The organism is Flagellimonas alvinocaridis (assembly GCF_965248585.1).
Taxonomy (GTDB): Bacteria; Bacteroidota; Bacteroidia; order Flavobacteriales; family Flavobacteriaceae; genus Flagellimonas; species Flagellimonas alvinocaridis.
On the sequence record NZ_OZ252111.1, the window covers coordinates 3,608,223 to 3,634,114 of the forward strand.

The 25,892-nt window shown below is 42.6% G+C and carries 26 protein-coding genes; 10 read left to right on the forward strand and 16 right to left on the reverse strand.

Annotated elements, in window-relative coordinates; genetic code table 11:
- The 5 genes from ACP14V_RS16200 to ACP14V_RS16220 all read left to right on the forward strand — a co-directional run bounded on the left by ACP14V_RS16200 (position 1) and on the right by ACP14V_RS16220 (position 3,951).
- The gene (locus ACP14V_RS16200; protein WP_272608983.1) at positions 1 to 684 is read left to right on the forward strand and encodes an Ig-like domain-containing protein; all 684 of its coding nucleotides are present in this window, start codon (positions 1 to 3) and stop codon (positions 682 to 684) included.
- An 18-nt stretch (positions 685 to 702) separates the two neighbouring features.
- A complete protein-coding gene (locus tag ACP14V_RS16205) occupies positions 703 to 1,560 on the forward strand; it encodes a hypothetical protein (RefSeq protein WP_272608984.1) in 858 nt (285 codons plus the stop codon).
- A gap of 76 nt (positions 1,561 to 1,636) precedes the next feature.
- Positions 1,637 to 2,758, forward strand: coding sequence for a CNNM domain-containing protein (locus ACP14V_RS16210; protein WP_272608985.1), 1,122 nt, complete (start codon positions 1,637 to 1,639; stop codon positions 2,756 to 2,758).
- Positions 2,758 to 3,228 (forward strand): methylated-DNA--[protein]-cysteine S-methyltransferase, encoded by a 471-nt coding sequence (locus ACP14V_RS16215; protein ID WP_272608986.1) that lies wholly within the window; start codon positions 2,758 to 2,760, stop codon positions 3,226 to 3,228. The genes ACP14V_RS16210 and ACP14V_RS16215 overlap by 1 nt, the downstream gene beginning before the upstream one ends.
- A 9-nt stretch (positions 3,229 to 3,237) precedes the next feature.
- On the forward strand, positions 3,238 to 3,951 hold the full coding sequence (locus tag ACP14V_RS16220; RefSeq protein WP_272608987.1) for a 3'-5' exonuclease: 714 nt from the start codon (positions 3,238 to 3,240) through the stop codon (positions 3,949 to 3,951).
- Positions 3,952 to 4,197: 246 nt separating this feature from the next.
- Here ACP14V_RS16220 and ACP14V_RS16225 read toward each other — a convergent pair whose 3' ends face one another.
- Together ACP14V_RS16225 and ACP14V_RS16230 are read right to left on the reverse strand one after the other, a co-directional pair.
- A complete protein-coding gene (locus ACP14V_RS16225; protein ID WP_272608988.1) occupies positions 4,198 to 6,396 on the reverse strand; it encodes a S8 family serine peptidase in 2,199 nt (732 codons plus the stop codon).
- Positions 6,397 to 6,550: 154 nt separating this feature from the next.
- Positions 6,551 to 7,498 carry an endonuclease/exonuclease/phosphatase family protein gene (locus ACP14V_RS16230; protein WP_272608989.1) on the reverse strand — a complete coding sequence of 316 codons (948 nt, stop codon included), beginning with the start codon at positions 7,496 to 7,498 and terminating at the stop codon, positions 6,551 to 6,553.
- A gap of 98 nt (positions 7,499 to 7,596) precedes the next feature.
- On the opposite strand from ACP14V_RS16230, the gene hflX reads away from it, so the two are divergent.
- Complete coding sequence (gene hflX, locus ACP14V_RS16235) at positions 7,597 to 8,808, forward strand: GTPase HflX (protein ID WP_272608990.1); 1,212 nt, start codon at positions 7,597 to 7,599, stop codon at positions 8,806 to 8,808.
- Between the two features lie 277 nt (positions 8,809 to 9,085).
- Here the strand turns inward: hflX and ACP14V_RS16240 are convergent, their stop codons facing one another.
- The 10 genes from ACP14V_RS16240 to ACP14V_RS16285 form a co-directional block, all read right to left on the reverse strand.
- Positions 9,086 to 10,018, reverse strand: a complete 933-nt coding sequence (locus ACP14V_RS16240) for a DUF3078 domain-containing protein (protein WP_272608991.1) — start codon at positions 10,016 to 10,018, stop codon at positions 9,086 to 9,088.
- Between the two features lie 50 nt (positions 10,019 to 10,068).
- Positions 10,069 to 10,575 carry a DUF2480 family protein gene (locus ACP14V_RS16245; RefSeq protein ID WP_272608992.1) on the reverse strand — a complete coding sequence of 169 codons (507 nt, stop codon included), beginning with the start codon at positions 10,573 to 10,575 and terminating at the stop codon, positions 10,069 to 10,071.
- Positions 10,576 to 10,639: 64 nt separating this feature from the next.
- Positions 10,640 to 10,969: a DUF59 domain-containing protein gene (locus tag ACP14V_RS16250; RefSeq protein ID WP_136564934.1), complete on the reverse strand. Its 330-nt coding sequence runs from the start codon at positions 10,967 to 10,969 to the stop codon at positions 10,640 to 10,642.
- Positions 10,970 to 10,975: 6 nt separating this feature from the next.
- Complete coding sequence (locus ACP14V_RS16255) at positions 10,976 to 11,398, reverse strand: SufE family protein (RefSeq protein ID WP_136564935.1); 423 nt, start codon at positions 11,396 to 11,398, stop codon at positions 10,976 to 10,978.
- Between the two features lie 72 nt (positions 11,399 to 11,470).
- The gene (locus ACP14V_RS16260; protein WP_272608993.1) at positions 11,471 to 12,697 is read right to left on the reverse strand and encodes an aminotransferase class V-fold PLP-dependent enzyme; all 1,227 of its coding nucleotides are present in this window, start codon (positions 12,695 to 12,697) and stop codon (positions 11,471 to 11,473) included.
- A 27-nt stretch (positions 12,698 to 12,724) separates the two neighbouring features.
- Positions 12,725 to 14,041, reverse strand: a complete 1,317-nt coding sequence (gene sufD, locus ACP14V_RS16265; protein ID WP_136564937.1) for a Fe-S cluster assembly protein SufD — start codon at positions 14,039 to 14,041, stop codon at positions 12,725 to 12,727.
- Positions 14,042 to 14,136: 95 nt separating this feature from the next.
- Positions 14,137 to 14,889 carry a Fe-S cluster assembly ATPase SufC gene (sufC, locus tag ACP14V_RS16270; RefSeq protein WP_116216773.1) on the reverse strand — a complete coding sequence of 251 codons (753 nt, stop codon included), beginning with the start codon at positions 14,887 to 14,889 and terminating at the stop codon, positions 14,137 to 14,139.
- 18 nt (positions 14,890 to 14,907) lie between these two features.
- Positions 14,908 to 15,783 (reverse strand): N-acyl homoserine lactonase family protein, encoded by an 876-nt coding sequence (locus ACP14V_RS16275; protein ID WP_272608994.1) that lies wholly within the window; start codon positions 15,781 to 15,783, stop codon positions 14,908 to 14,910.
- Between the two features lie 19 nt (positions 15,784 to 15,802).
- Positions 15,803 to 17,248 carry a Fe-S cluster assembly protein SufB gene (sufB, locus tag ACP14V_RS16280; RefSeq protein WP_129653989.1) on the reverse strand — a complete coding sequence of 482 codons (1,446 nt, stop codon included), beginning with the start codon at positions 17,246 to 17,248 and terminating at the stop codon, positions 15,803 to 15,805.
- 45 nt (positions 17,249 to 17,293) lie between these two features.
- The gene (locus ACP14V_RS16285) at positions 17,294 to 17,623 is read right to left on the reverse strand and encodes a HesB/IscA family protein (protein WP_136564939.1); all 330 of its coding nucleotides are present in this window, start codon (positions 17,621 to 17,623) and stop codon (positions 17,294 to 17,296) included.
- A 155-nt stretch (positions 17,624 to 17,778) separates the two neighbouring features.
- On the opposite strand from ACP14V_RS16285, the gene thiL reads away from it, so the two are divergent.
- Complete coding sequence (gene thiL, locus ACP14V_RS16290; RefSeq protein WP_424987596.1) at positions 17,779 to 18,825, forward strand: thiamine-phosphate kinase; 1,047 nt, start codon at positions 17,779 to 17,781, stop codon at positions 18,823 to 18,825.
- A gap of 121 nt (positions 18,826 to 18,946) precedes the next feature.
- Here the strand turns inward: thiL and ACP14V_RS16295 are convergent, their stop codons facing one another.
- A complete protein-coding gene (locus ACP14V_RS16295) occupies positions 18,947 to 19,201 on the reverse strand; it encodes a hypothetical protein (RefSeq protein WP_136564941.1) in 255 nt (84 codons plus the stop codon).
- A gap of 260 nt (positions 19,202 to 19,461) precedes the next feature.
- On the opposite strand from ACP14V_RS16295, the gene brnQ reads away from it, so the two are divergent.
- Positions 19,462 to 20,733, forward strand: a complete 1,272-nt coding sequence (gene brnQ / locus ACP14V_RS16300; protein ID WP_272608996.1) for a branched-chain amino acid transport system II carrier protein — start codon at positions 19,462 to 19,464, stop codon at positions 20,731 to 20,733.
- 10 nt (positions 20,734 to 20,743) lie between these two features.
- On the opposite strand, the gene ACP14V_RS16305 is transcribed toward brnQ, so the two are convergent.
- Positions 20,744 to 21,496 (reverse strand): phosphatase PAP2 family protein, encoded by a 753-nt coding sequence (locus ACP14V_RS16305; protein ID WP_272608997.1) that lies wholly within the window; start codon positions 21,494 to 21,496, stop codon positions 20,744 to 20,746.
- Positions 21,497 to 22,068: 572 nt separating this feature from the next.
- Here ACP14V_RS16305 and ACP14V_RS16310 point away from each other — a divergent pair.
- Positions 22,069 to 22,680 carry a CPBP family intramembrane glutamic endopeptidase gene (locus tag ACP14V_RS16310; protein ID WP_272608998.1) on the forward strand — a complete coding sequence of 204 codons (612 nt, stop codon included), beginning with the start codon at positions 22,069 to 22,071 and terminating at the stop codon, positions 22,678 to 22,680.
- A gap of 45 nt (positions 22,681 to 22,725) precedes the next feature.
- Here ACP14V_RS16310 and ACP14V_RS16315 read toward each other — a convergent pair whose 3' ends face one another.
- Positions 22,726 to 23,640 carry a ketopantoate reductase family protein gene (locus tag ACP14V_RS16315; protein ID WP_272608999.1) on the reverse strand — a complete coding sequence of 305 codons (915 nt, stop codon included), beginning with the start codon at positions 23,638 to 23,640 and terminating at the stop codon, positions 22,726 to 22,728.
- Between the two features lie 413 nt (positions 23,641 to 24,053).
- Between ACP14V_RS16315 and ACP14V_RS16320 the strand changes: the two genes are divergently transcribed.
- On the forward strand, positions 24,054 to 25,403 hold the full coding sequence (locus ACP14V_RS16320; protein ID WP_272609000.1) for a hypothetical protein: 1,350 nt from the start codon (positions 24,054 to 24,056) through the stop codon (positions 25,401 to 25,403).
- 243 nt (positions 25,404 to 25,646) lie between these two features.
- On the opposite strand, the gene ACP14V_RS16325 is transcribed toward ACP14V_RS16320, so the two are convergent.
- Positions 25,647 to 25,823: a hypothetical protein gene (locus ACP14V_RS16325; protein WP_272609001.1), complete on the reverse strand. Its 177-nt coding sequence runs from the start codon at positions 25,821 to 25,823 to the stop codon at positions 25,647 to 25,649.
- Positions 25,824 to 25,892 lie beyond the last annotated feature (69 nt).

A 25,892-nucleotide genomic window follows, 5' to 3' on the forward strand; every position in this document is an offset into this window, starting at 1 on the left:
ATGGATTTTAAGCTTACTTCTTTTTGTGTTATTCTTGCTTTGCCCTTCTTAAGTTGTATTGGTGAGGATTACGTGGACGATTTTGTGGAGCCCACAATCCGTATCAACAATCCCATAACAGGTATCCAAATCTCGGATAGTCATCCCTACTCGGCTACATATTTGAACAATATTGGTCAACCAGAAGATGTGAAGGTCACTTGGTCTACCTCCAATGCATCCATCGTCACCATAGATGATCAAGGAGTAGCAACAGCCATTGCAGAAGGCGAGGCCACCATTAGTGCTACCATTCTGATTGACGGGAGCACGTTGACCGCCGAGGATTCCATTACCATTTCTTCTGATCCTGTTGAAAATAGCGAGGAATCCAACGGAGATGGAACCATTGCCACCACGAGTGCCTACACCCTTGAGGGAACCTTTACCCTTCGGGCCGATAAGGGCAACCTCAACCTATCCTTCAATTCAGATTATAAAGCTTCATCAAGTTTACCTGGGCTTTATTTGTATCTATCCAACAACCCCAATTCTGTCAATGGAGCATTGGAAGTGGGTGCTGTAACCGTTTTTGAAGGGGCACATACCTATATCATTGAGGATGTTGGCCTCAATGAGTACCAATATCTTTTGTATTGGTGTAAACCCTTTAATGTTAAAGTTGGAGAGGGTCTCATTAATTGAATCATACATCGAACAGCCATGAAAATATACCAACTTGTTTTATTTGGGTTTTTAATACTTGGTCAAACCGTCCTTGGACAATGGACGCGCGAACGCGGAAACGGATACTACAAATTGTCCGCATGGTACCTTGAAGCCGACCAACATTACACGGATACCGGAGCTATAGAACCCAATGCCACTCGGGGGCAGTTCAACCTGAACTTGTATGCGGAATATGGCATAACCGATCGCTGGAATATGGTGGGCTATGTTCCCTTTTTCTCCCGGACCTATCAGAACGATATTTTTTCAAAGACTACTGGGGAACTTATAACCCCAGGAGAATCGGCAAACTCTATTGGAGATATTGATCTTGGTATTACCTATGGCCTGATTCAAAATGAAAAACTGGCCCTTTCAAGCACATTGCTGTTTGGCATACCCTCTGGAAACGATTCTGGGGGCAGTGACGGGAGTTATCAGACCGGGGATGGAGAATTCAACCAAATGGTTCGGATAGCTGCAGGCAAACCCTTTTCCTTTGCCAAACTCCCTGCCTATGCCAAAGCATATCTAGGCTACAACAACAGAACCCAGAATTTCTCGGACGAATTACGGGCAGGCACTGAATTGGGTTTGCAATTTTTTAACCGCCTATGGGTCGCTGGAAAACTGGATGTGGTACAATCCATGCACAACGGCACCCTAAGTGCCCAAAATAGCCAAGGAAGTATTTTTGCCAACAATGTTGAATTTATTGGCCTTGGAGCCGAAGCTGCCTATTATATTTCTCCCAAATGGGGGATATCCGCAACCTATGGCGGGGCTCTGGATGGTCGTATTATTTATGCCGACCCTTCCTTTGCTATTGGAGTTTTTCTGGATATCAAGTAGCCCGTTTATAAAATGAAGGCAAGCAACTGCTTGGCTGTATGGAATTTTAGCTACTTTTGAATCAATACTTAGATTCATGGGACTACTATTATTCTACGCCCTTATTTCCATTTTCTTTTCTTTTTTATGCTCCATTTTGGAAGCGGTACTGTTGAGCGTCACACCAACGTTCATCAATCTAAAAAAACAAGAAGGTAAGGAATATGCTGGCACCTTGGAAGCTTTAAAAAAAGATGTGGACAAACCGTTGATTGCCATTCTTACCCTTAACACAGTTGCCCATACCGTAGGAGCCATATTAGTCGGAGTACAGGCCAAGGTAGCCTACGCCGATCTCTATGGAACCACAAAACGTACCATATTAGGGTTTCAATTTACCGAAGACCTTATGGTAGGTATTGTCTCCACTATCATGACTATTTTAATCTTGGTAGCTTCGGAAATCATTCCCAAAACCATTGGGGCCACCTATTGGAAACAATTGGCCAACTTTACCAGCAAAGCGCTTAGCATCATGGTATTTGCCCTCAAATGGACAGGGTTATTATGGGTCTTGCAACTATTCACCAAGTTGATTGGAGCGAAGGGAGAACATGGCAGTGTATTAAGCCGTGAGGATTTTACGGCCATGACCGATATTGCCCATGAGGAAGGGGTTTTTCATGAATCGGAATCCAAGGTTATCAAGAACCTCCTCAAGTTTGATGAGATATTGGCCAAGGATGTGATGACGCCCCGGACCGTAATGAAAATCGCTTCCGAGGATACTACCATCCAAGACTTTTTTGAAGCCAACCAACCGTTACGGTTTTCAAGAATACCCCTGTACCAAGGTCGCATGGACAACATTACCGGTTTTTGTCTAAAAGATGAACTCATGGAAGCCATCATCAATAAAAAAGGAAAGGAAAAGCTTTCTACCTTAAAAAGAGAAATCCTCGTATCCAACCGAAGTATTCCGATCCCGGAACTTTTTGAAAAGTTTGTGGAGAAAAGGGAACACGTTTCCTTGGTGGTGGACGAGTATGGCTCCGTAAGTGGGCTGGTGACTATGGAAGATGTCATTGAAACCTTGTTGGGATTGGAAATCATGGACGAAAGTGACAACGTGGAAGACCTGCAAGTGTTGGCGAGAAGGAATTGGGAGACCCGGGCCAAGCGATTGGGAATCATTGAATCTAAAGGTAAAATAAAGTAATGGAAATTGCTTATTTACAAACACCTATAGGTTTTGCAGAATTTCAAGGTGATGAAAATGGGCTAGCCTCCGTGTCTGTATTTGACGACAAAAAACCTATTGGTATAATACCTGAGGTGTTGGAAGACGCCATATACCAATTCAAGGAATATTTTGAGGGTTCCCGAAAGGAATTTGACCTAAAGCTGAATCCTTCCGGAACCGATTTTCAAAAAAAGGTTTGGGATGCCCTTCTTGAAATCCCATTTGGAAAAACCATTTCTTATTTGGAACTTTCCAAAAGACTAGGCGATGTAAAAGCCATTCGTGCAGTAGCCTCGGCCAATGGCAAAAATCCTCTTTGGATTGTGGTTCCCTGTCATCGCGTTATTGGGACCAACGGAGACCTCACTGGATATGCAGGTGGCCTGCATAGAAAAAAATGGTTATTGGAACATGAGAGTCCTGCTAAGCAGACCACTCTTTTTTAATACGTTGCCATGCTTTATAAACTTAACCTAGAGAATATCCTCTTTTTGGATATCGAAACCGTACCCCAAAATTCGAGTTTCCCCAATTTGGATGAAACCACACAATTGCTCTGGGAGCAGAAAACACAATACCAGCGAAAGGACGAAATCAGTGCCGAGGACTTTTATGAACGGGCTGGAATTTGGGCCGAATTCGGAAAAATCGTTTGCATTTCGGTTGGGTATTTTGTCATCAAGGGAGAAACCCGAAGCTTTAGGGTCACCTCATTTCATGGGGAGGAAACCGAAATCTTGAAACAGTTCAAACAATTGCTGAAAGACCATTTTAGCCAAACCAAACATCTGCTGTGCGCCCATAATGGAAAGGAGTTCGACTTTCCCTACATTGCCCGCCGTATGGTCATCAACAGCATTAACCTGCCCTATAAATTGGACTTGTTCGGCAAAAAACCATGGGAAGTGCCCCATCTGGACACTATGGAACTCTGGAAATTCGGAGATTACAAACATTATACCTCCCTTAAATTACTGGCCCACATTCTTGGCATTCCGTCCCCCAAAGAGGACATGGATGGCAGTATGGTAAAGGATGTCTATTATGAGAGCAAGGATATTGATAGGATCATCTCCTATTGCGAATTGGATGTGGTGACCACGGCCCAGGTATTTCTGAGGTTACGGAACGAGGAGTTGCTTTCCGAGGAAGAAATCAAGAAGGTCTAACGATGAGGTGTGTTTTATTCAGATATCAGAAGTCCGATGTCTGATGTCTGAATATTAGCCTTGGCACAAATCGTATCACTTTTATAATATTCCATTCCCATTATGAGTGGCGCGAGGAATCCCTTCAAATTTTATTTTTTGTATTTCAGAAAAGTATAATGGGCATCAAAAAGAGTTTGATGAACCGCTTTGCCTTTCTTGCTTCGGACCCTATCACCTGTATTGGAATGGACATGTCCATATGCTCTAGTTTTTGTAAAATTTGGTGCTTCTGATACCGGCATAATCCTGTACCACCAAAACATACAAGCCCGAAGCCAGCGCAGAAACATTTATAGACCCCGTAATCTTTCCGCTATCTATAATGTTCCCCGAGGTAGTAACTACAGAATACTCTGCATCAGGAGATAAATCTGATTGAATACTCAAGTAATCCACGGTTGGGTTGGGATATACCTGTATTTGGTAATCTTGGGCATAGGTTAAAGATTCATAAACCATCGCTTCGGTATCCTCACCATTGAATTCGAACTGGAAAACTTCTGAAAATTCTGAAACCGCATTCTCAGTACAGATGGAACGGATTCGAGACTCATAAACCGTTCCAACCTCTAGATTGATAAGCTCAAGTTGATTGTCCCAAAGAAGTTCAGTAGTCCATTCATCTTTGTCAATAGCCTTGTATTGTACTTCAAAAAGAGTTTCATTGGCATCGGACCATGAGATGGTGGAACCTGTATCCGTTGATGAAACCAATTCAACATCGGATGGAATCTCAATGGAACACTGCGAAACCTGTGCCCCGGAAACAATTAACGAGAAATCTTGAAGTCCATTGGTCAAATTACCCTTATGGGTAACCGTGATGGTATATTGTCCGTTGGCGTTCCCAATTTCGATTCGCTCATAAGGATCAACTGTATTGTCACCTTGCGTCGCTGCATCGTTGGCTTTCGCAGGATTCAATTTCCAGGGATAGTAGGTTTCCCCAGATTTGGTGATTCTGATGTCCAAATCGTTGGTAAGGGCAGCGGTGGTATTGTTCAACTCTCCCCTATTGATGTAATTTCCCTCAGGATCAGTCCAAGAAATGGAAGCCATTAGAGGCTCCGTCCCATTGGCCATAAGGGTAACGGAAAAGGTTTCCCCGTTGGCCAGGCTTTCTTCATTGATCAAAGTGGTAAATTCTTTGTTCTGCAAAACTTCGGCAGCAGTCTTGGCGTTCATCACTCCCCACCCCATTTTATAATCAGGTCCTTGGGCATTTACATCATCCGCAGTATGCAAGGCAAGACCTTTTAGGGTTGCTGCCTTCATGTAAGAGCCATAGAGTTCTTCGTGGTATTGCTGTAACAACAAAAGAGATCCAGTAACCCCTGGCGCCGCCATGGAAGTCCCGGCAGAAAGTTGGTAACTGGAATTGGTTTCGGAACTGGTGGTTAGGATATTAGATCCGTCCCCGGCCAAATCTGGCTTTATACGTCCATCATCAACAGGGCCAAAGCTGCTGTACCCAGCAACTGTAGCATTCTTCAACTCCCCTTTGCTGCCAATTTCAGTATTGGCGCCCGCAATGGTAAGTCCGTTTTTGGCTACGGTGAATCCGAGCAGAAGATCAAACCCATCTGCCGTTTTACCAAAGTTTGGGGAAGCGTTGTCGTAGGATTTCTGATTGTTTCCCGCAGCGGTTACCATTAAATAGTAAGGTGCATTGTACATGATTCGGTCCCAATCCTGGGTTACTTTAATATAAGACCCAAAGTACCAATCCGGCACTCGATCCGAAAGTATTCCGTAGGAATGATTACTCAACAACAATCCATTGGCTGCCGCTTCGGCCACTTCAATTTTGTCACGGGTCCAATCGTGGGTCATGGCCTGTGCGCCATAGACAACCCCTTTGGCACTGGGCTCCACCCCAGATGCGATAAGGTTTCCGGTCACCAAAGTGGCATGTAGGCTAACTTCATCCGTATTGTCTGCATTAAGTGCACGGGTACCAAATTCTTGATGGCTGGTCAATGCCACACCGGCATCCCAAACCCCCACCTGCATTCCAGCACCGTTCAAGCCAAGATTCATAAGGCCATCTGCGTACAACGTATAGGCCCTTGCCGTCTTGGTCGATGGATCGCTCAAGGTGGTATAGTAAAGTGGGGTACCATCAGAACCAATATCCTTAAGGGCTATGTGGCCTCCATTGGCAAGTTTTTCAGATTTCTTCCATCCTTTATTGGATTGAAGAAGTTGGTTTATTTTAAGGGATTTGGACTGATGCTCCTGTTCCATTTCAGAAATCAGCGTCGCCATTTTTCCTTGGTTGTATGTGGCCTTTATCTGTTCCTTCGCCTTTTTGGATTGCCCCGTTACAATAGAAACACCTAGAAGGGAAAAGATAAGGGGAAGAAGAATTCCTGTCGCCCGAATAGGTCTTTTGTAGTCCATGTTGATTTTATGGTAAGATTTGGACTACGAATATATTGGCACCGGTCAATATCCTCGATAAAAACTGTTGTTTTTTCGATGAAATGCACACTCCTTTTCGTAAAGGTGTTGTGAAAATTCACTTTTGTGTTGTGTAGTATTTTTCTTAGTTAAATTATAGGTTTTCCTCCAGTACCACATATACTGGAAAATGGTCGCTATACCCGCCTAAATATTTTTCCCCTACATAGGTCCTAAACGGGTTGCCCTTGTACTTCCCTTTCCACTCCTTAAGAAACTTTGGAGCAAATACTTCAGCCTTTTTAAAACTATGGGTGCCCACTTCATAGTCCAAAAAGGTGTGGGAAAGTATCACCTGGTCAAAGAGACTCCATTCCCCTCTATAGTTGGCACTTCCGGAAAAGGGGGACAACAGCTTTTTCATGGGATTAATGAATCGGCCCGTCTCCATCAAGGTTTGTATACTCTCGGAATTGGGGTCGTCATTGAAATCACCCATGATGATGCAATTGGGGTGATCTTCTTCAAGGGTCTCCAATTTGTGTAGAATGGTCTCGGCCGCCTTTATCCGTTTGTAGCTGGTTTCAACACCTCCTGTCCTTCGCGAAGGCCAATGGTTTACAAAAACATGGACTTCTTCGGAATGCAGTCTTCCATGCACATATAAAATGTCTCTGGTAAAGTCCCGTTCCCCATTGGTATTGTCCACCAGCAAGGGAATGGTTTCAGCATCCAATACCGTAAAGTGTTTGCTGTGATAGATCAGTGCCGTGTCTATACCTCGTTCATCCGGGGAATCAAAATGCACATAATTGTAGTCCACTCCTTTTAGCTCCTTGGTGTTGAGCAGGGTTTGGATGACTTGTTTGTTCTCCACTTCGGCAATGCCCAACAGCACTGGAGGAACATCGCTATCCTCCAAGCCTATTTCTGATATGGCCCGGGCTATTTTATGTGCTTTGTTGCTGTACTTGGATTCGTTCCATTCCCTATCCCCCTCCGGAGTAAAATCATCATCCAGTGAATGGGGGTCATTCTTGGTATCAAAAAAATTCTCAAGATTGTAAAAGGCTATGCTATATCGGTTCTTATGATGATACAATGAATCTTGTTTTTCTAATGAAGGATAATTCTAATAAAACCCAAAGTACAAAAAACCGCTTCCAAAACATTGATTAGATTTGCACTTTAATTGATTGCATGCTAGAAAAGAAAACCATAGACTACGAAAAAGCGGTACTCATTGGGGTCATCAACCAAAGTCAGGATGAGACCAAAGTAAATGAATATCTGGACGAATTGGAATTTTTGACCTATACCGCTGGTGGTGAGGTGGAAAAGCGATTTATCCAACGGGTTGAGGTGCCCAATCCCAAGACTTATATTGGAAGTGGAAAAATGGAAGAGGTGGAGCACTATGTTAAGGAGCATGAAATAGGCTCTGTCATCTTTGACGATGAGCTTACTCCTGCCCAGCAGAACAATATTGAGAAAATACTTCGCTGTAAAATACTGGATCGTACAGGATTGATCTTGGACATTTTTGCACAACGCGCCAAGACCAGCTACGCCCGTACCCAAGTAGAACTGGCCCAATACGAATATCTACTCCCACGACTGACAGGTCTTTGGACACACTTAGAGCGACAACGCGGGGGTATTGGTATGCGTGGCCCCGGTGAAACCGAGATTGAAACGGATAGGCGTATCGTTCGGGACCGCATAGCACTTCTGAAGAAGAAGCTTACCAAAATTGACCGCCAGATGGAGACCCAACGTGGCAATCGTGGGGCTTTGGTCCGAGTGGCTTTGGTGGGGTACACCAACGTGGGCAAATCCACCTTGATGAACGTGATCAGCAAAAGCGATGTCTTTGCGGAAAACAAGCTCTTTGCCACGCTGGACACCACGGTACGAAAAGTAGTCATTGGCAATCTCCCTTTTCTATTGAGTGATACGGTTGGATTTATCCGAAAGCTCCCTACCCAATTGGTGGAAAGTTTCAAGAGTACCTTGGATGAGGTTCGTGAGGCCGATTTATTGTTGCATGTGGTAGATATATCGCACCCCAACTTTGAGGAACATATCGCATCCGTGAACCAAATCTTGGATGAAATCAAAAGTTCCGACAAAAAGACCATTATGGTCTTCAATAAAATTGACCAATACCATCCAGAGACCATAGATGAGGATGATCTGGTCACCGAACGCACCTCCGCCCATTTTACCTTGGAGGAATGGAAGAATACCTGGTTCAACAAGATTGGGGACCGGGCCTTGTTCATCTCCGCTTTGAACAAGGAAAATCTGGATGAATTCAGAAAGCGTGTATATGATGAAGTAAGGGATATTCATGTAACACGTTTTCCGTACAACAACTTTTTGTATCCAGAGCACTTGGATGAATACTAAATCCGAAAGGATGATGTGTTTAAATTCTCCGACTAACTACTTTCCAAATATCGTTCCACCACATATTTTAGGCAGTTCACAACAAAAGTTTAAAGGATAACCACATAAAAACTATTTTCATCCTGTTTTTAAGTCATTAGTGTCGACCCTTGATCTTCACATGATCTTAACCTACTTAGACCATGGTCTTAAAAACGGAAAAAATCATATTAGACCCCACAAAAAAGGCCCTCTTGATTGAGGGCTTTTTTTATGTTTTATATGTACGTGATTTCCTCTAGAACTTATAGCTCAATCCTAAAGTCCAGTAGGTTTGCAACTTATTATCAATGGTATCAAAAGTGGCATCGGGGTCAGGTGTAGGGGCATTGTTGACCACATAATTCAAAGTTTCCTGTTTGTTGTTCCTCAAACCAAAATCAAACCCAACCCCGATCATCTTCCATAAGGTATAGCCAAAAGAGTTGGTCCAGGTCCAGTTGCTCAAATCGCTGTTCTCATAACTCTGGAAAAGGGACAGGTTACTCTTAAAGTTTACCGCTCCGATTTTCTTGGTATAATCGGCCACGATCTTGGCTCCCAAGGAGGATTCAAAAATGGTATCCTCACTACTGAACACAAAGTTGTAGTTGAGTGGATGGATCACCACCACCAAATCGGTAATCGGCGTCCATGTGGCCCCGATACCCAAATCGAGATACCCGGGATCATTGAAATTGCTCAAAAGCGTGGTCCTATATTCCGCCAAGGTAGATATGGCAAATTTCTCGCTCAGCTTCCTTCCGTACAAAGACGAAATATTGAATACATCAGTTGCCTGTCTGAAACTATCATCATCAGTGGGATCATCCTTATCATCCAACTTTACCCAAGCAAGGTTTACCGTGGCCGCGTTTCTCCAAAAGAATTTCTCTTCTTGCAGATTGGCATAGGCATTCACCGTAAAGCCAATATTCCCTGATGAGTTGTTCGGGATACCTTGGGCATACCAATTATCAAAATTGGAAAAGTTCCCTCCAATGGTGCCAAAAGCGCCTATTTTCCAACCGGGCAGGGCATCCAATTGGGCCTGTAGGGCATTTACACGTCCCTGAATTGCGGCAATGGAATCTTTTTTAGGGGCAATCTGTGCTTTTAGCTCCTCTTCGGTCTGGGCCAGGGCAGTGACCAGCACAAAAAACGCCGACAAGGTAAAAAGTAGTTTTTTCATAGTGTATGGAGTTTACTGTTTAGAACCACAAAAGTAAGAAATGTCACCTATTACTTTCTTTTGAAAATGGGCACTGAGGAGCAGGCCTCTCCATACATCACACTCTTGACCACTTGTTGGATTTTGGCCATGGCCATGATATAGGCATTTTCAGGGACGGGTTTGTTAGAGCACCCTTTAATAATCACAGGTTTACCTTCAAATTGAGATACGTCCAAATCATCCAAAAGGGTTTGGTAGATTGAGGTTTCCAAGTCTTCCAAGGAACCTATAACTACTTTTTTGGCATAGGGATTCAGTCGTGAGGCCACCAACATAAAGGCCCAACCGGGCACAATGGCATCCGTGGAACATTGTAGGGCCACAAAGGCATCTTGGTAGGAAGACCAATCGTGTCCCTCCACGTGGGTTCTGAATTCCTTCTCACGCAAAATAAAGCCTTCGTGCAACCAGTCTTTTATATCCAATACCCTTCTCTCTCCGGCTGGATACAGGTCCTCCAGATCAAAAGTGACCAATTTGCTTTGGGCAACCCTATTTACAATTTCTTTTTCCATTTCTTTTCTGACTTCAGATGTCCGATGTCCGATGTCTGATGTCTGATGTCTGATGTCTGAAAAATTACAACAATCCTAGTTCCAACTTGGCCTCCTCGCTCATTAATTCCTGGGTCCAAGGAGGGTCAAAAGTCAGCTCAACCTCCACATCTTTCAATTCGTCCAAAGATTTCACTTTTTCCTCAACCTCCACAGGCAGTGTTTCCGCCACAGGACAGTTAGGCGATGTTAGGGTCATTAGTATTTTAACATCGTAGTCTTCATTTACGAATACATCATAAATCAAGCCTAATTCATAAATGTCCACAGGGATTTCAGGGTCATAAATGGTCTTTAGTACCCTAACAATTTTTTCTCCCAGATCCTGTGTATCTATAGTGGTTTCTTCGCTCATTTTCTGCTATTTTAATTGTGTTTGATAGGCAACGGCATACAATTTCAGTTGCTTCACCATGCTCACCAAGCCATTGGCTCTTGTGGGTGATAGATGTTCCTTCAATCCAATTTCATCTATAAATGCTGTATCTGCATCAATAATGTCTTGGGGCTTTTGGTTACTGAACGCTCTGATCAAAATGGCAATGATTCCCTTGGTGATAATCGCATCACTATCTGCGGTAAACACCAGTTTGTCGTCATCCAGTTCTGCGTGTACCCAAACCTTACTCTGACAGCCTTTTATCAAGTTGTCATCTACTTTGTACTGCTCATCAATTATGGGAAGGGACTTTCCTAGCTCAATCATGTACTCATAACGTTGCATCCAATCATCGAACGTGGAGAACTCGTCTATGATCTCTTCCTGTATTTCTTGTATGGTCATGCTTTGGTTTTATTCAAAAATACAACTCGGCCAGTTGCTTATCAAGGATTTAAGATAAAGATAACTACTCTACTATTGTAGCATGCTTTTGGCCCTTTTCACCCCTTCTACCAATTTGTCCACTTCTTCTTTTGTATTGTAAAAGCTAAAGCTGGCTCTAACCGTTCCAGGTATTTTATAAAAATCCATAATAGGTTGTGCACAATGGTGCCCCGTTCTAACAGCAATGCCTAATTTATCCAGAATGGTACCAATGTCGTAAGGGTGTATACCTTCAATATTGAAAGAAATGACCGATGTTTTATGCTTTGCCGTCCCATAAATTTTGAGTCCATCAATAGCAAGCAATTGCGCTGTGGCATATTGGATAAGTTCATCCTCATATTGGGAAATCGCATCAAAACCAAGATGATTCATATAATCCAAGGCTACCCCAAAGGCGATTCCACCGCAAATATTGGGTGTTCCCGCTTCAAACTTATGGGGCAAATCAGCATAAGTAGTCTTTTCAAAAGTGACTTCCGCAATCATCTCCCCACCTCCTTGATAAGGCGGTAGTTTCTTGAGCCATTCCTCCTTACCATAGAGCATCCCTACACCGGTAGGTCCACACATTTTATGGGCGGAAACGGTATAAAAATCAACATCCAAGGCCTGCAGGTCCGGTTTGATATGGGCCGCTGCCTGCGCACCATCAATCAAGACCGCTGCACCCACCTCGTGGGCCGCGTCAATAATCTCTTTAATGGGGTTAATGGTCCCCAACGCATTGGATACATGGTTGCAGAACACCAATTTGGTATTCTCGCAGAGAAGCGAATGGTACTCCTCCATGACCAATTCCCCATCCAAGTTCATAGGAATCACCTTTAATTGGGCACCGGTACGCTCACAGAGCATTTGCCATGGCACTATGTTGGAATGGTGTTCCATGGCCGATACCAGTACCTCATCCCCTTTCTTCAAAAAGGAGGTGAAACCGGTAGCCACTAAATTAATGCCGTGGGTAGTTCCCGAGGTAAAAATCACCTCATGGGATTTTGCGATGTTAAAATGCTTCTGGATTTTCTTACGGGCCTCTTCATAGACATCGGTAGCTTCTTGCGAAAGACGGTGTACCCCACGATGAATATTGGCATTGTAGTTATGGTAATAGTCCACGATCACATCAATGACCTGTTGAGGGGTCTGAGATGTGGCCGCATTGTCCAAATACACCAAAGGTTGCCCATTGACTTCCCGGTTTAAAATGGGAAAGTCTTTTCGGATGGCCGCTATGTCCAAAGAGGTCTCTATCATGAAAATTGCCTAAAGATTGTTATAGGATTACAGCTCAAATCCAACACGAACACCCAACTTATTGGCAATGATCTTGTTGATTCTGGTCTTCACCTCTGGAATACGCACACTTTCCAAAACGTTGTTGGCAAAAGCATACATCATTAAAGCGGTAGCTTCCTTTTTTGGGATTCCTCTGGACCGCAGATAGAACAATGCCTCATCATCCAACTGGCCAATGGTACATCCGTGGGAGCACTTTACATCATCAGCAAAAATCTCCAATTGTGGTTTGGTGTTGATGGTGGCCTTGTCGCTGATCAAAATATTATTGTTCTGCTGAAAGGCATTAGTTTTTTGGGCAATCTTGTCCACGATGATCTTTCCATTAAAAACCCCTGTGGATTTCTCCCCAAAAATTCCTTTGTAATCCTGATGGCTCTCGCAGTTGGGTTGGGCATGGTGTACCAAGGTGTGGTGATCTACATGCTGCTTTTCACCCAAAATGGTCACTCCTTTCAAAGTAGAGTCTATTCGTTCCCCATTCTGATAGAAGTTCAGGTTGTTCCTAATCAATTTACCTCCAAATGAAAAGGTATGCACCCGCACTACACTATTGTCCTTTTGGGAAATATAGGTGTTGTCCACCAACGAGGCCGTATTGGCATCATTCTGCACTTTGTAATAGTCCACATTGGCATCTTTGGCCGCAAAAATTTCGGTTACGGAATTGGTAAAGACTTCGTTCTCCGTTAAACTTTGGTGTCGCTCAATAATCTGTACCTCTGCATTTTCCTCAACAACAACCAAATTTCTGGGTTGTAACATCAAAGCTGCCTCGTTACCCGTTGCCAAATGCAATATTTGGATGGGCTTCTTGGGCATTTTGTTCTTTGGAATGTAGATATAGGCCCCTTCCTTACAAAAAGCCGTATTCAAGGTGGTCAGGGACTCATCCTTGGAGGCCACTTGGTTAAAATACACATCTATCACCTGCCTGAACATGGGCTTGGTGAATGCAGAACTCATCAAGCAGACATCCACCCCATCATGGGTAGTCTCTGAAAGGTATGAGCTATAGACCCCGTCCACAAAAACAATCTTATAGGTGTCTATCTCGTGCAGGAAATACTTTTTAATATCCTTGTACTCCAAAGTGTTTTCCTGCTTTGGAAAAATACTGAAGTCTACTTTTTGAAGACTATTCAGGGAGGTATATTTCCAAGCTTCCTCTTTTTTGGAGGGAAATCCTTTTTCCTCAAAATTCTTTATGGCCTCTGAACGTATCTCATGGACCGGGTTCTCCAAATCCACATTGTTCTCAAAAGCCAAGAAAGAGGAAAGTAATTTATCTTTTAAATCCATAATTCATTCTCGTTGTCATTCCCGTGAAAACGGGAATCTTATAAACACAGTTTTTTGTAATGGATTCCTGCCTTCGCAGGAATGACAATGTGATTCTATACCGTGGCCTCCTGCTTAATCCAGTCGTATCCTTTTTCTTCCAACTCTAATGCCAATTCCTTGGTGCCGGATTTTACGATCTTACCATCGTGAAGTACATGGACGAAGTCTGGAACAATGTAGTCCAACAAACGCTGATAGTGTGTAATTACGATGATCGCGTTGTCCTTACCTCTCAATTTATTGACCCCATTGGCCACAATACGAAGGGCATCGATATCCAATCCAGAATCGGTCTCATCCAAAATGGCCAGCTTGGGTTCCATCATGGCCATTTGGAAAATCTCGTTTCGCTTCTTTTCACCACCGGAAAATCCTTCATTCAAGGAACGGGACAAAAACTTGCGGTCAATTTCGAGCAGTTCCGATTTTTCGCGAATCAACTTGAGCATCTGGTTGGCCGGCATGTCTTCCAGTCCCCTAGCCTTTCTGGACTCATTGATGGCCGTTTTTATAAAGTTGGTCACCGTTACCCCGGGAATTTCAACAGGATATTGGAACGACAGGAAAATACCTTTGTGTGCCCTTTCTTCGGGGGCCAGTTCTTCCAAATCCTCGCCATCAAGGGAAATGGTCCCTTTTTTAATGTCAAATTCTTCCTTTCCGGCAATTACGGAGGCCAAGGTACTCTTCCCTGAACCGTTGGGTCCCATAATGGCATGTACCTCTCCCGCGTTCACCTCAAGGTTGATCCCCTTCAGGATTTTTTTATCCTCTATGCTTGCGTGTAAATTCTTAATCTCTAGCATTCTGTTCTTCTTCAAATATTATTGTAAATAGTTGGGTGCCTGGGGCAGTTTTTCAAAATCTTCCTTGGAGTGTTGTAAATACACTTTTGCCCCATTTTCTTCAGCAAAAGCTTCAAACTCTCCCATACTTTTCTTGGTGAGGGCCACATCATAATTGAAAATGGGCACTCTTCGGAATTCCCGGTTCTCATAAAAATGGTACATGTCACCTGAAAGCATCAACGGTCCATGCTCTACCATATCCAAGTACAACACTTGATGGCCAGGGGTATGGCCCGGCATAAATTTCATTACCACACTTCCATCCCCGAACACATCGTAATCCCCATTGATGTTCTTAACGTTGGTAAGCTCTTTAATAGAATTATAGATGTCTGGATTATTCTTTTGATTGTCCTCGCTTGTCACAAAGTCGTATTCTTTTTCCTGTACCAACCAAGTGGACCCTGCAAATACATTGGCATGGCCAATATGGTCAAAATGGGTGTGGGACAACGCAATAAAATCAATATCATCAACAGTCATGTCGATGCTGGCCAATTGGTTGGCCACAGAATCCTTTCGGGAAACAGTAAATGCTCCATCCGGTGATGTAAAGGGCTCTGGAAGACCTACCAAGCTTTCGGGAAGGCCTGCATCCCACATCAAAGTGCCTTTGGGGTGAACGATAACGTAAAAAGCATCGGCAAATTCCTTGGACTGGCCCGTATAAGTGGTATCCTGTGAAAAGAGCTCCAACATATTGGCATTTACGGTACCTCCACTAAAAGCATAGAGCTTCAGTTCTGGCTTTGCTGCCTCGGTCATGCCTACTTCGGTTTCAGCAGCTTCCTTTTTGGCCTGCTTGCATGAAAATGCGCCAACAACCAATAGTAGTATAAGTAGCTTTTTCATATTCATTTGTGTTGTTTGATTATCCTACTGATCCCTCCAAACTAATTTCCAACAATTTCTGGGCTTCCACGGCAAACTCCATGGGTAGTTTGTTCAACACTTCTTTGCTAAATCCGTTCACAATCAAAGCAATGGCTTTTTCGGTGTCGATACCCCGTTGGTTGCAATAGAAAATCTGGTCCTCACCAATTTTACTTGTCGTGGCCTCGTGTTCTATTTGTGCCGTCTTGTTCTTGGCCTCGATGTACGGGAAGGTATGTGCCCCACATCGATTGCCCATCAAAAGGGAATCGCACTGTGAAAAATTCCGCGCATTTTCTGCCCGGCTGTTCACCTGTACCAATCCGCGATAGCTGTTTTGTGACTGCCCGGCCGAAATTCCTTTGGAAATAATGGTACTCTTGGTATTCTTGCCCAAGTGGATCATCTTGGTCCCGGTATCTGCTTGTTGAAAGTTATTGGTCACGGCAATGGAGTAGAATTCCCCGATGGAGTTATCTCCCTTCAACACACAGGAAGGGTACTTCCAAGTCACGGCCGATCCTGTTTCCACCTGCGTCCAAGAAATTTTGGCGTTCTTTTCGCAAAGCCCACGCTTGGTCACAAAGTTGAAAACCCCTCCTTTGCCTTCCTTGTCGCCAGGAAACCAGTTTTGAACGGTTGAATATTTTATTTCGGCATCATCCATTGCAATCAGCTCTACCACGGCCGCATGCAATTGATTCTCATCCCTCGAAGGTGCGGTACAACCTTCCAAATAACTCACATAACTACCCTCATCGGCAATGACCAAAGTGCGCTCAAATTGTCCTGTACCCGCTTGGTTGATACGGAAGTAAGTGGACAGTTCCATGGGGCATCTCACCCCTTTCGGAATGTAACAAAATGATCCATCGGAAAAGACCGCTGAGTTCAAAGCTGCGTAGAAGTTGTCCTTTTTGGGAACTACTGTTCCGATATACTTCTTAACCAACTCAGGATGTTCCTGAATGGCTTCGGAAATGGAACAGAAGATGATTCCTTTTTCAGCCAAAGTCTTTTTAAAAGTCGTGGCCACAGAAACGGAGTCCATGACAATATCCACGGCAACACCGGCCAATTTCTTTTGCTCATCTACCGAGATTCCCAACTTCTTGAAGGTATCCAGCAACTCAGGATCTACCTCATCCAAGCTGTTGTATTTGGGCTTTTTATTGGGTGCGGAATAATAGGAAATGTCTTGAAAATCGGGTTTTTTATAGGTGACATTGGCCCATTCGGGTTCTTCCATTTCCTTCCATGCCTTGAACGCTTCCAAGCGCCATTCCGTCATCCAATCGGGTTCTTCCTTCTTTTTGGAAATGGCAATGACGATTTCCTCGTTCAACCCTTTCGGCAGGGTGTCCGATTCTATATCCGTGTAGAAACCATACTCATATTCTTTGGTTTCCAGTTCCTTTTTTAATTCTTCCTCTGTATACGCCATGTTCTGTCAATAAGTAAATTGGCAATGACCAATCATCAATTTCATTTATAAAGAAAAGCTCTCTCCGCAACCACAGGTGCGCTGTGCATTGGGGTTGTTAAAGACAAAGCCTTTCCCATTCAGTCCTCCTGAATATTCCAAGGTGGTGCCTACCAGGTATAAAAAACTCTTTTTGTCCACAATGATGCGTACATTATTATCCTCAAAAAGCTTATCGGTATCTGATGCAGATTTGTCAAATTTCAATTCATAGGACAAACCGCTGCACCCTCCACTTTTTACGCCTACACGCACAAAGTCGGTGTTGGCATCAAAACCTTCCTCGGTCATGAGCGACACGACTTTCTGCTTAGCTGTTTCCGAAACTTTGATCATCTTAACTGGATTTGTTCTAAATAGCCTACAAATATACTGTATCTGTAGGGTTTTACCATACATCCTAACATTATAATAACGAATATTCCCATAGGGGTTTTCTATAGTGAAGGCTCTCTGTTTTAAGTTAGGATTATCCTGTTTACTTTTGCCTTATGATAGAAGATAAAAATCCGCAGCGAACATCCTTGGAGGAAATGGGGGAGTTTGGACTTATTGACCACCTTACCCAAAATTTCAAACTGAACCAGCCTTCATCCCTAATGGGTATTGGTGATGATGCTGCCGTTCTGGATTTTGCCGATAAAAAAATCGTGGTTTCCACCGATATGTTGGTGGAAGGTGTTCATTTTGATTTAAGCTATATGCCTTTGAAGCATTTGGGGTACAAATCGGTCATTGTAAACCTGTCCGATATCTATGCCATGAATGCCATGGCCACCCAGGTGACTGTTTCCATTGCGGTTTCCAACAGGTTTCCTTTGGAAGCACTTGAGGAGTTCTATGAAGGTGTTGCCACAGCCTGTAAAATATACCATGTGGACCTTGTTGGCGGGGATACGACCTCTTCCAATAAGGGTATGATCATCAGCGTCACTGCCTTGGGTGTGGCCGATGAAAAAGACATTGTTTACAGAAAGGGAAGCAAAGCCAATGATCTATTGGTGGTAAGTGGCGATTTGGGAGGAGCCTACTTGGGGCTGCAAGTGTTGGAGCGTGAAAAAGAAGTGTTCAAAGTGAACCCCAATAGTCAACCAGACCTGGAACCCTACTCCTACATTGTAGAGCGTCAACTAAAACCTGAAGCCAGAAAGGACGTTGTGGAGCTGTTAAAAAAATTGGAGGTAAAACCCACTTCCATGATTGATATTAGCGATGGACTTTCCTCAGAAATATTGCACTTGTGCAAGCAGGGTGAAGTTGGTTGTAATCTGTTTGAAGATCAAATCCCATTGGACCCAACAGTCATCTCCACTGCCGAAGAATTTAAAATGGATAGCACCATGATTGCTTTGGGCGGTGGTGAGGATTATGAGCTGTTGTTCAGTATTGATCAAGAAGACTATCCTAAAATCAAGGCCAATCCCAATTTTACCGTTATTGGACATATGACCGAGAAAGCAGAGGGAACACATTTAGTTACACGGGCAAAAACCAAAATTCCATTAACGGCCCAAGGATGGAACTCTTTTAGTGGCTAACAGAAAAAATCCCGAAAATCAAGGGTATCCACGTCATGGTCTTGGGGCACGCAACCGATAGCTGTAGGTACTTACTTAAGTTTCCGGGATAAATCAATACTTTCCCTAAAAGAAAAAAGGGCTATGCTACTTGGTGCACCACCCTACTTTTTCTTTTTCTGTACATGTCTTCCAATGTGCTGTTGATTTCCTGCATTTGGGGCGTAAGTGCAGAGAGTTTGCCACTTACATCGGTAGTGACCTGTTTTTGGCAATGGATACATTTGTATTCCTTGATGTGTTGGGTCACTTTTTTGGAGACCACATAATGGTGGCCAAAAAGGTTGCAGAAGAAAGAAGAGAATTTGTTGCCATTTTGGGTAGAGGAAGTCTTCATAGTCGGTGTTGTTTGGAGAGCATGTGCGATTTGGGGAATCGAAAAAATGCCGTAATTAGTTAACTGTAATTTTTTGTTATACGTTGGTTTTTAGTTGAACGGTTTTCTTTTTGAACGAATGTTAATAACTTTTTATTTTACGGATATTTCAGCAAATCATTTTTTTCGATGAAATACACTCTAATCGACAAAAAGTCAACTTATTTCGTTGAGTTGCACTTTCGAAATATAACACTTTAAGAAAATATTATCAACACTTTATGAACAAAAAATCATTAACAGTTACCTCCTTTGCTCTATTCTCCCTATTTTTTGGTGCAGGCAATCTTATTTTACCACCTCAATTGGGATTTAAGTCTGGCGAATTATGGTGGTTGGTCACCTTGGGGTTTTGCCTTTCAGCAGTGGTCATCCCTCTATTGGGTATTTTGGCCCATGCCCGTTTGCAGGGCACCATGTTCGATTTTGCAAAAAAGGTTTCTCCCGTATTCAGTTGGGTATACTGCTATATAGTCTATGCCATTGCCATTGCCCTTCCTTCTCCCAGGACGGCCTCCGTTACACATGAAATGGCCATTCAACCTTTATGGGACAGTCCAGCATGGATGACCAGCGTCCTGTATTTTGTCCTAGTCTATATTTTTGTAGTCAATCGCTCCAAAGTATTGGATTTAGTGGGAAAACTGCTCACTCCAGGCATCTTAATCATATTGCTGTTTATTTTCGTTATTGCGACTTTTTCTTTCGATTTTAACTTTACGGCCCATAGTTTAGATCATCCTTTTAGTCTTGGCATTTTGGAAGGTTATCAAACCTTTGATGCCATAGGGGCTGTTGTGGTAGGGGCCGTCATTATTATTTCCATCAATCTAAAAAACAAGGAGGCCTCTTTTGAATCCAAAAAAAGTCTCATCCGAAAAGCAGGATTTTTAGCAGGTTTAGGGTTGTTCTTGGTTTATGCCGGACTTATTTTTACCGGAGCTGTGTTTGGAGACTCCTTTGACCCTTCCATTTCAAGAACTGCACTTTTAAGCGGTATCAGTTTGCAGACCTTGGGCAATACTGCACATTTATTCCTTAGTCTTTTGGTAAGTCTTGCCTGTTTCACCACCGCCGTGGGTATTGTTACGGGAACTTCCGATTTTATTAGGGGCCAATTCAATGATTCTGCTTTAGCCTACCGTATCACCGCGATCATAGGTTGTGTGTTGGGCGTTCTCATGGGACAACTTAATGTGGACTATATCATTGCTGTGGCTCTTCCAGCCCTTATGCTCATTTATCCCATTACCATTGTGTTGATCGTACTGAATGTGGTACCTGAAAAACTTGCCTCGCCCAAGGTATTCCGATGGGTAGTTGGAACCACCATAGTTTTTAGTATCCCCGATTTTTTAGGAAGTCTAGGTTTTGGTTTGGCAACGAATCTATCCCCTGAGTGGTTGCCCCTAACCCATTATCAATTGGGGTGGGTGCTCCCCGCCTTAGTGGTCTTTGTGGCCTCCAATTTATTTCAGAAAAAAACCGGGTGATTACTATTTATTAGAACGATGCCGATAGCACCACTCCAAATGTTTCCCCTCCATGGAAGTCTATTTTAATGCCTCTAAAAAAGTCCTTATCCCCGAACACCATTTTCTTCACAAAAGGAGCAATTTTGTAGGCTAGCTTTGTGCTTAAAATCCCAATGCCCGCCCCCGTAACCACATCGGTAAACCAATGACGGTTGTTGTACATCCGTAAAAAGCCGGTACTCGCCGCCACTACATATCCAGATATTCCATACCAAATGGATACTTCCTTAAATTCTTGGTTCAAAAATTCCGCAGCCATAAATGCCGTAGCCGTATGCCCCGAAGGGAAGGCATTATAGGCCGTTCCATCCGGTCTTTGGATTGCCGTAAGTCTCTTAAGACCCTGCACCGTAGCCCCCATAATCACATATGCGGTGCCCAAGGCGATGGTCCTGTCCTTAAAATTACTTTTTCCCTTAACTCCTATAGCATTCAATGCATACACAGATACCACGGGAACGTACTGGGTATAATCATCTATATAAGTGCCCCGCTTCCGGATGGCGTTCATCTCACTTCTCATTTGCATATTAAAGCGTTTGATGCCTTCACTTTCAAGACCTATAAACCCATAGCTTATTAAAGCAGTAGGGATAATCAGTTTTTTGTAATTGAACTCGGAATCGATGTTTTGTTCTAGGGAATCTGGCTGTATGCGTTGTGCAAACAGATTCGGGCAAAACAAACAGAACAGTACTGCCAGTTTTATAAAATCTGTCATTCTTTTTTAATTGTACACGCCTCCAAGGCATGAAGTAGGTTAAACTTAATTGATGCCAAAACTTGGGACAGTTCTGGAATAACGCTGTGAATTTCAACATTCTAGGCATAAGCAATTAACCCAAATTGATGAATGGCCCCTATGGGTTCATCAATCCCAGAAAGTAATTGACGAGGTTTATAGAAAACCGTAAAAAGAAGAACAGGTTTTGTGAGGTGAGTAAAAAGTTACGTGGGTTGGGAAGGGGAAAATGAAATGGTGTTGTATTTACCCTTGTTTTCAGAATCCAATATTTGATTTGAGTCTATGATTTTTGCGGAATCATACTACAGTCAGATTCGGTTACAAGCCCAAATGTTGAATAGAGAAATTGAAACTCATGTTCAGTATAAATTTTACACGTGACAGCTCTGGTATACATTAAAATAATTAAGAGTATATTGGAGCATCTTATTCTTTTTTAGCTCAGTTTGTTAGGTATTGTAGTTGTTTTTGCTCTCTCATGGTTAATTCTTTGGTTAATTTCAAAAGAACACATCACTGTTCTAGGAATACTCCCAACCAATACACGCTTGAAAGGTTTTTTTATTGGTTTGATTTTCATGGCGTTGTTTTGCGCTATTAATCTACTGGGACAGTCCTATTTTAAAGATATTAGCTACATAAGAAATACAGATTATGGCATTTGGGAGAGTATAAATGGTATATGGTGGGCGTTTAAAGCCGCCTTATTTGAAGAACTTATTTTTCGAGGTGCGTTGTTATACCTCCTAATCAAAATATTAGGGATTAATTGGGCATGCATCATCAGTGCATCGGCATTTGGAATATACCATTGGTTCAGTTATCAAATGTTTGGTAGCGGTCTCATTCCAATGGCCTATGTTTTTCTATTGACCGGAGCAGGAGGTTGGATGTTTGCTTATGCCTTTGCAAAAACGAAATCCTTGTATGCTCCATTAGGATTACATTTTGGATGGATCGTGGTCAGTATCGTTGTTTTTTCCGCTGGCCCATTGGGCAATTCATTATTCGTTCCGGGTGGTGAAGGTGTGGATTTAGGAGGATGGGAACAATTATTATTTTTTCTTTGGCAGGCATTGGTCGTGCCAGGAGTTGTAACTTGGTATCTTATAAAAAATACACGAAAAGCTAAGTTAGAGTACCCCAATCCCGTAGAGTGATTAACGGGGTGTCAAAAAATCTGCAAAAAAAGAATAAGAATAGCCCTATCGGTGCAGTTCAGACTTTAGCTTTACCAGCTCGCCCAACAATCGGGTTTCATTTACCCGATCGGATAGGTTCATGGCCTGGGCCATTCGATAAATTTCAAAGTTCAGGGTGTCAATTTCCGTTTCCCTTTTGTTATTGATATCCTGCAAGGTGGAGATAAACTGGCCGTCGGACATTCGGCTTATGGTCAATACTTGATCTTCCAGTTCCGAAGTGCCCAGATCTACCCCTTTTTTGTTGGCAATGGTCACGCATTCCGTGATCACCCGTTGCGCAATGGCCAATACCTCCTTGTTCCTGTGGAAGATACCATTGTCCACTTCCAACAAGGGGCAAATGGAATTAAAGACGCTGTTGGCAATGGCTTTTTTCCAGATAGTGCGCTGGATATTCCTTTCCGCCACAAACCTGAAATTGGGCGTATCCAATAGGCCGACCACCGTTTCCAAGCTCGAAGTTTTTTGTTTGATAATCCCAATGGGTGATTCCGCAACAGGTTTGTAGCTAACAGTATTGGGAGCACTGTGCTGACTGGTCATAAAAAGAACACAGCGATACAGTTCACCAAAACCTTTTTCCAAAAAAGGTTGTTCCACGCCCAGTCCATTTTGCAGCAAAACTAAGGGTGATTTTTTGGCTATGCTTTCCAGCTTTTCGGCAAGTGCCTCGTTCCCAAACGACTTGTTCGTGAGGACCACCAATCCCTCCAATGCCTTGTGGTTATCCAAGGTGCTGATGCTGATATTCGCCTCTATACTGGACCCATCCTTAAACTGCAAGGTGATCTTTTGCTGATGAGGTTTGCCCTGACCCTCACGACCTCGAATCAACTCCACTTCCTTTCCCTGATGATGGAGACAAACGGCCAATGTTTTTCCCACAGAACCTGCCCCGATGATGTATGTTTTCATAAAACTAAAGGTACCAAGATTCAACCAGATAATCTTGAAGCCATCTTATCTATCCAAAGACAGAACCTGCCAATATTCCTTATTCACATACCATATCAATTAGGTCACCATCTCAATACGTAATATGCTTTTTATGCAGGCCCAGATATTGTTGTGACAGAAATTCAGACGACCTAACCCTAAGACAACAGATAAGCAAAAGGCCTTAGTACAACCATCTTATTTCCCTGAAGTCCAGGTGCTATTTAGCGACGCGGCTATTTTCATAATTTTTAGTGCTTTCAGTTCCTTCTTTTGTTGTATTTTTCCTCAACAATATCAAAATATCTTGCGAACAGAGTGGGAAATATGCTGAAATCCCAAAATATTTACATAACCCTATTTAATTTTTGTTAAACAATAACCTCCTCTCCATGAAAATAGCCCAACTAGGAGTGCTGTTTGCGCTATGCACTCTCTTTTTTAGTTGCTCAAAGGATGAAGCCAACGTGCAATCTCCGGATTTAGAAGAAAATGAAACCCAAAATCCACCTGAAACACCCGCACCAGAACCAGTAGTAGATAAGGAGGTCTATTTTGAAGCCTTTATAGGTAAAAATTTGAACACTGAAGATTCGGATAACTGGCTATTAGTTCACGATGAAGAAGGGGTATTACTGGACTACAAACCATTCGAGGAAAATGATAATTTAATTTTTGAAATGGATAGTGACAAGGTGCCTGATAAATTTACAGTCACCCATTTTTTTGTTTTTACTTTGACCGGCAATGCTGCTTTTAATCTTACCACCTATACTGAGGTTAACAAAGGCTCCAAGTGGATTGTTGGGAATCTAAATTCTGAGCCCTATACATATGTGGAACCGGAGGTCACAGGTAATTTTGATATTACTATTGCCGGCGATTTTGTTCCCCCATCCATGCGAGTTATTTCCAACAGTGAAGGAAATGGAGAGGGAAATGGTGCATTTTCCATTACTACAGATTCTTTTACAGGGGATTGGCTTTATAAAAAAAATGCTGAATTATTTGTTGAAAATGACTACTATATCACTTTAATGAGTGGTTCTGGAGAAACTAGTTATTATTTACTGACAGATGTGCAAAATGGTGATGTTTATAATCTAGAATACGACTCTTTCTCTGAATTTGATTCACACATGAATATGGTTTCACCTCTTACATCCAAAATATATTTTTCTCTAAGAGGTTACACGCAAACACCAACCTCAATTGCAAGTCCAGGGTATGATTTTTATAAAATAAATGGACTGGTTTCTGGTAATGGCATTTATCATGATTTTAATGTAGGCTATTTTGGAAATAAGTTTGAAGCCTACTCATTTTATTTAAACGCTATCTTGGAGGACTACAGCTACACTCATTATTATCTTGGAACAGAACTCCCAAATGAATTAATAGTTCCTGAACGACCTAGTTTTACGATAGATAATCCAGACATTCAGGATTTTAAGTTTTCAACAGATATAGCTTATAATAGGAAAGTGAATAGTTGGGCTTCTGATCAGGCCCAAAGACCTACCTATTGGTACGTGTATTCATCATCAGCATCTTCTGTTGCTATTGGTGCTCTGCCTGAAGAGCTAATGACCATGTATCCAGAAATGGATATTTCAGAACTAAGCTACCAGTCAAGTCTCCTTTTTATAGATTCGAAAACCCATAGCGAGTACATGGATGCTGTTTTCAGTGGTGAAAGTCAATCAAATAAACTTAAAACAGATATTTATTTTACCCTTTAATCCTAAAACTTAGTTATACATCGTGTGGTTGAGTTGTTATTATGGCTCAAAAAGAAGAAACCTGTTGTTGGTTTTCGGAAATTGAAAATAAAGCTGTCACGAACATGCATGGTATTTTTAGTGCTACCACCTAAAAAAATTTAATGATGTATATCTCTAAAATGTCATGCAAAATGGTTGAATATATCCTGACCATCCGTTAATCCATACCAATTGATAAAAGTTTTTAAAAAAAGAGAGGAATTATTCCGAACCCCGCTTCTTCTTATTGTAATAATAGAGAGCATAAGCAATTCCTATTAGAATCACAAAGGGCAAATAACTCCCAATCACAACCCCAATTTCATAGGCGCTGTCCGGCGCTTCCTGTATTTTCTTTTCTATATCGGCTTGCAGGAGTATTAGGAAAAGTGGTTTCATGGTCACTTGGGTAGAAGTCAAAAAAATTTCCCCGCTAAAATACGATATAAAACATTGGGGGCAGCTCTA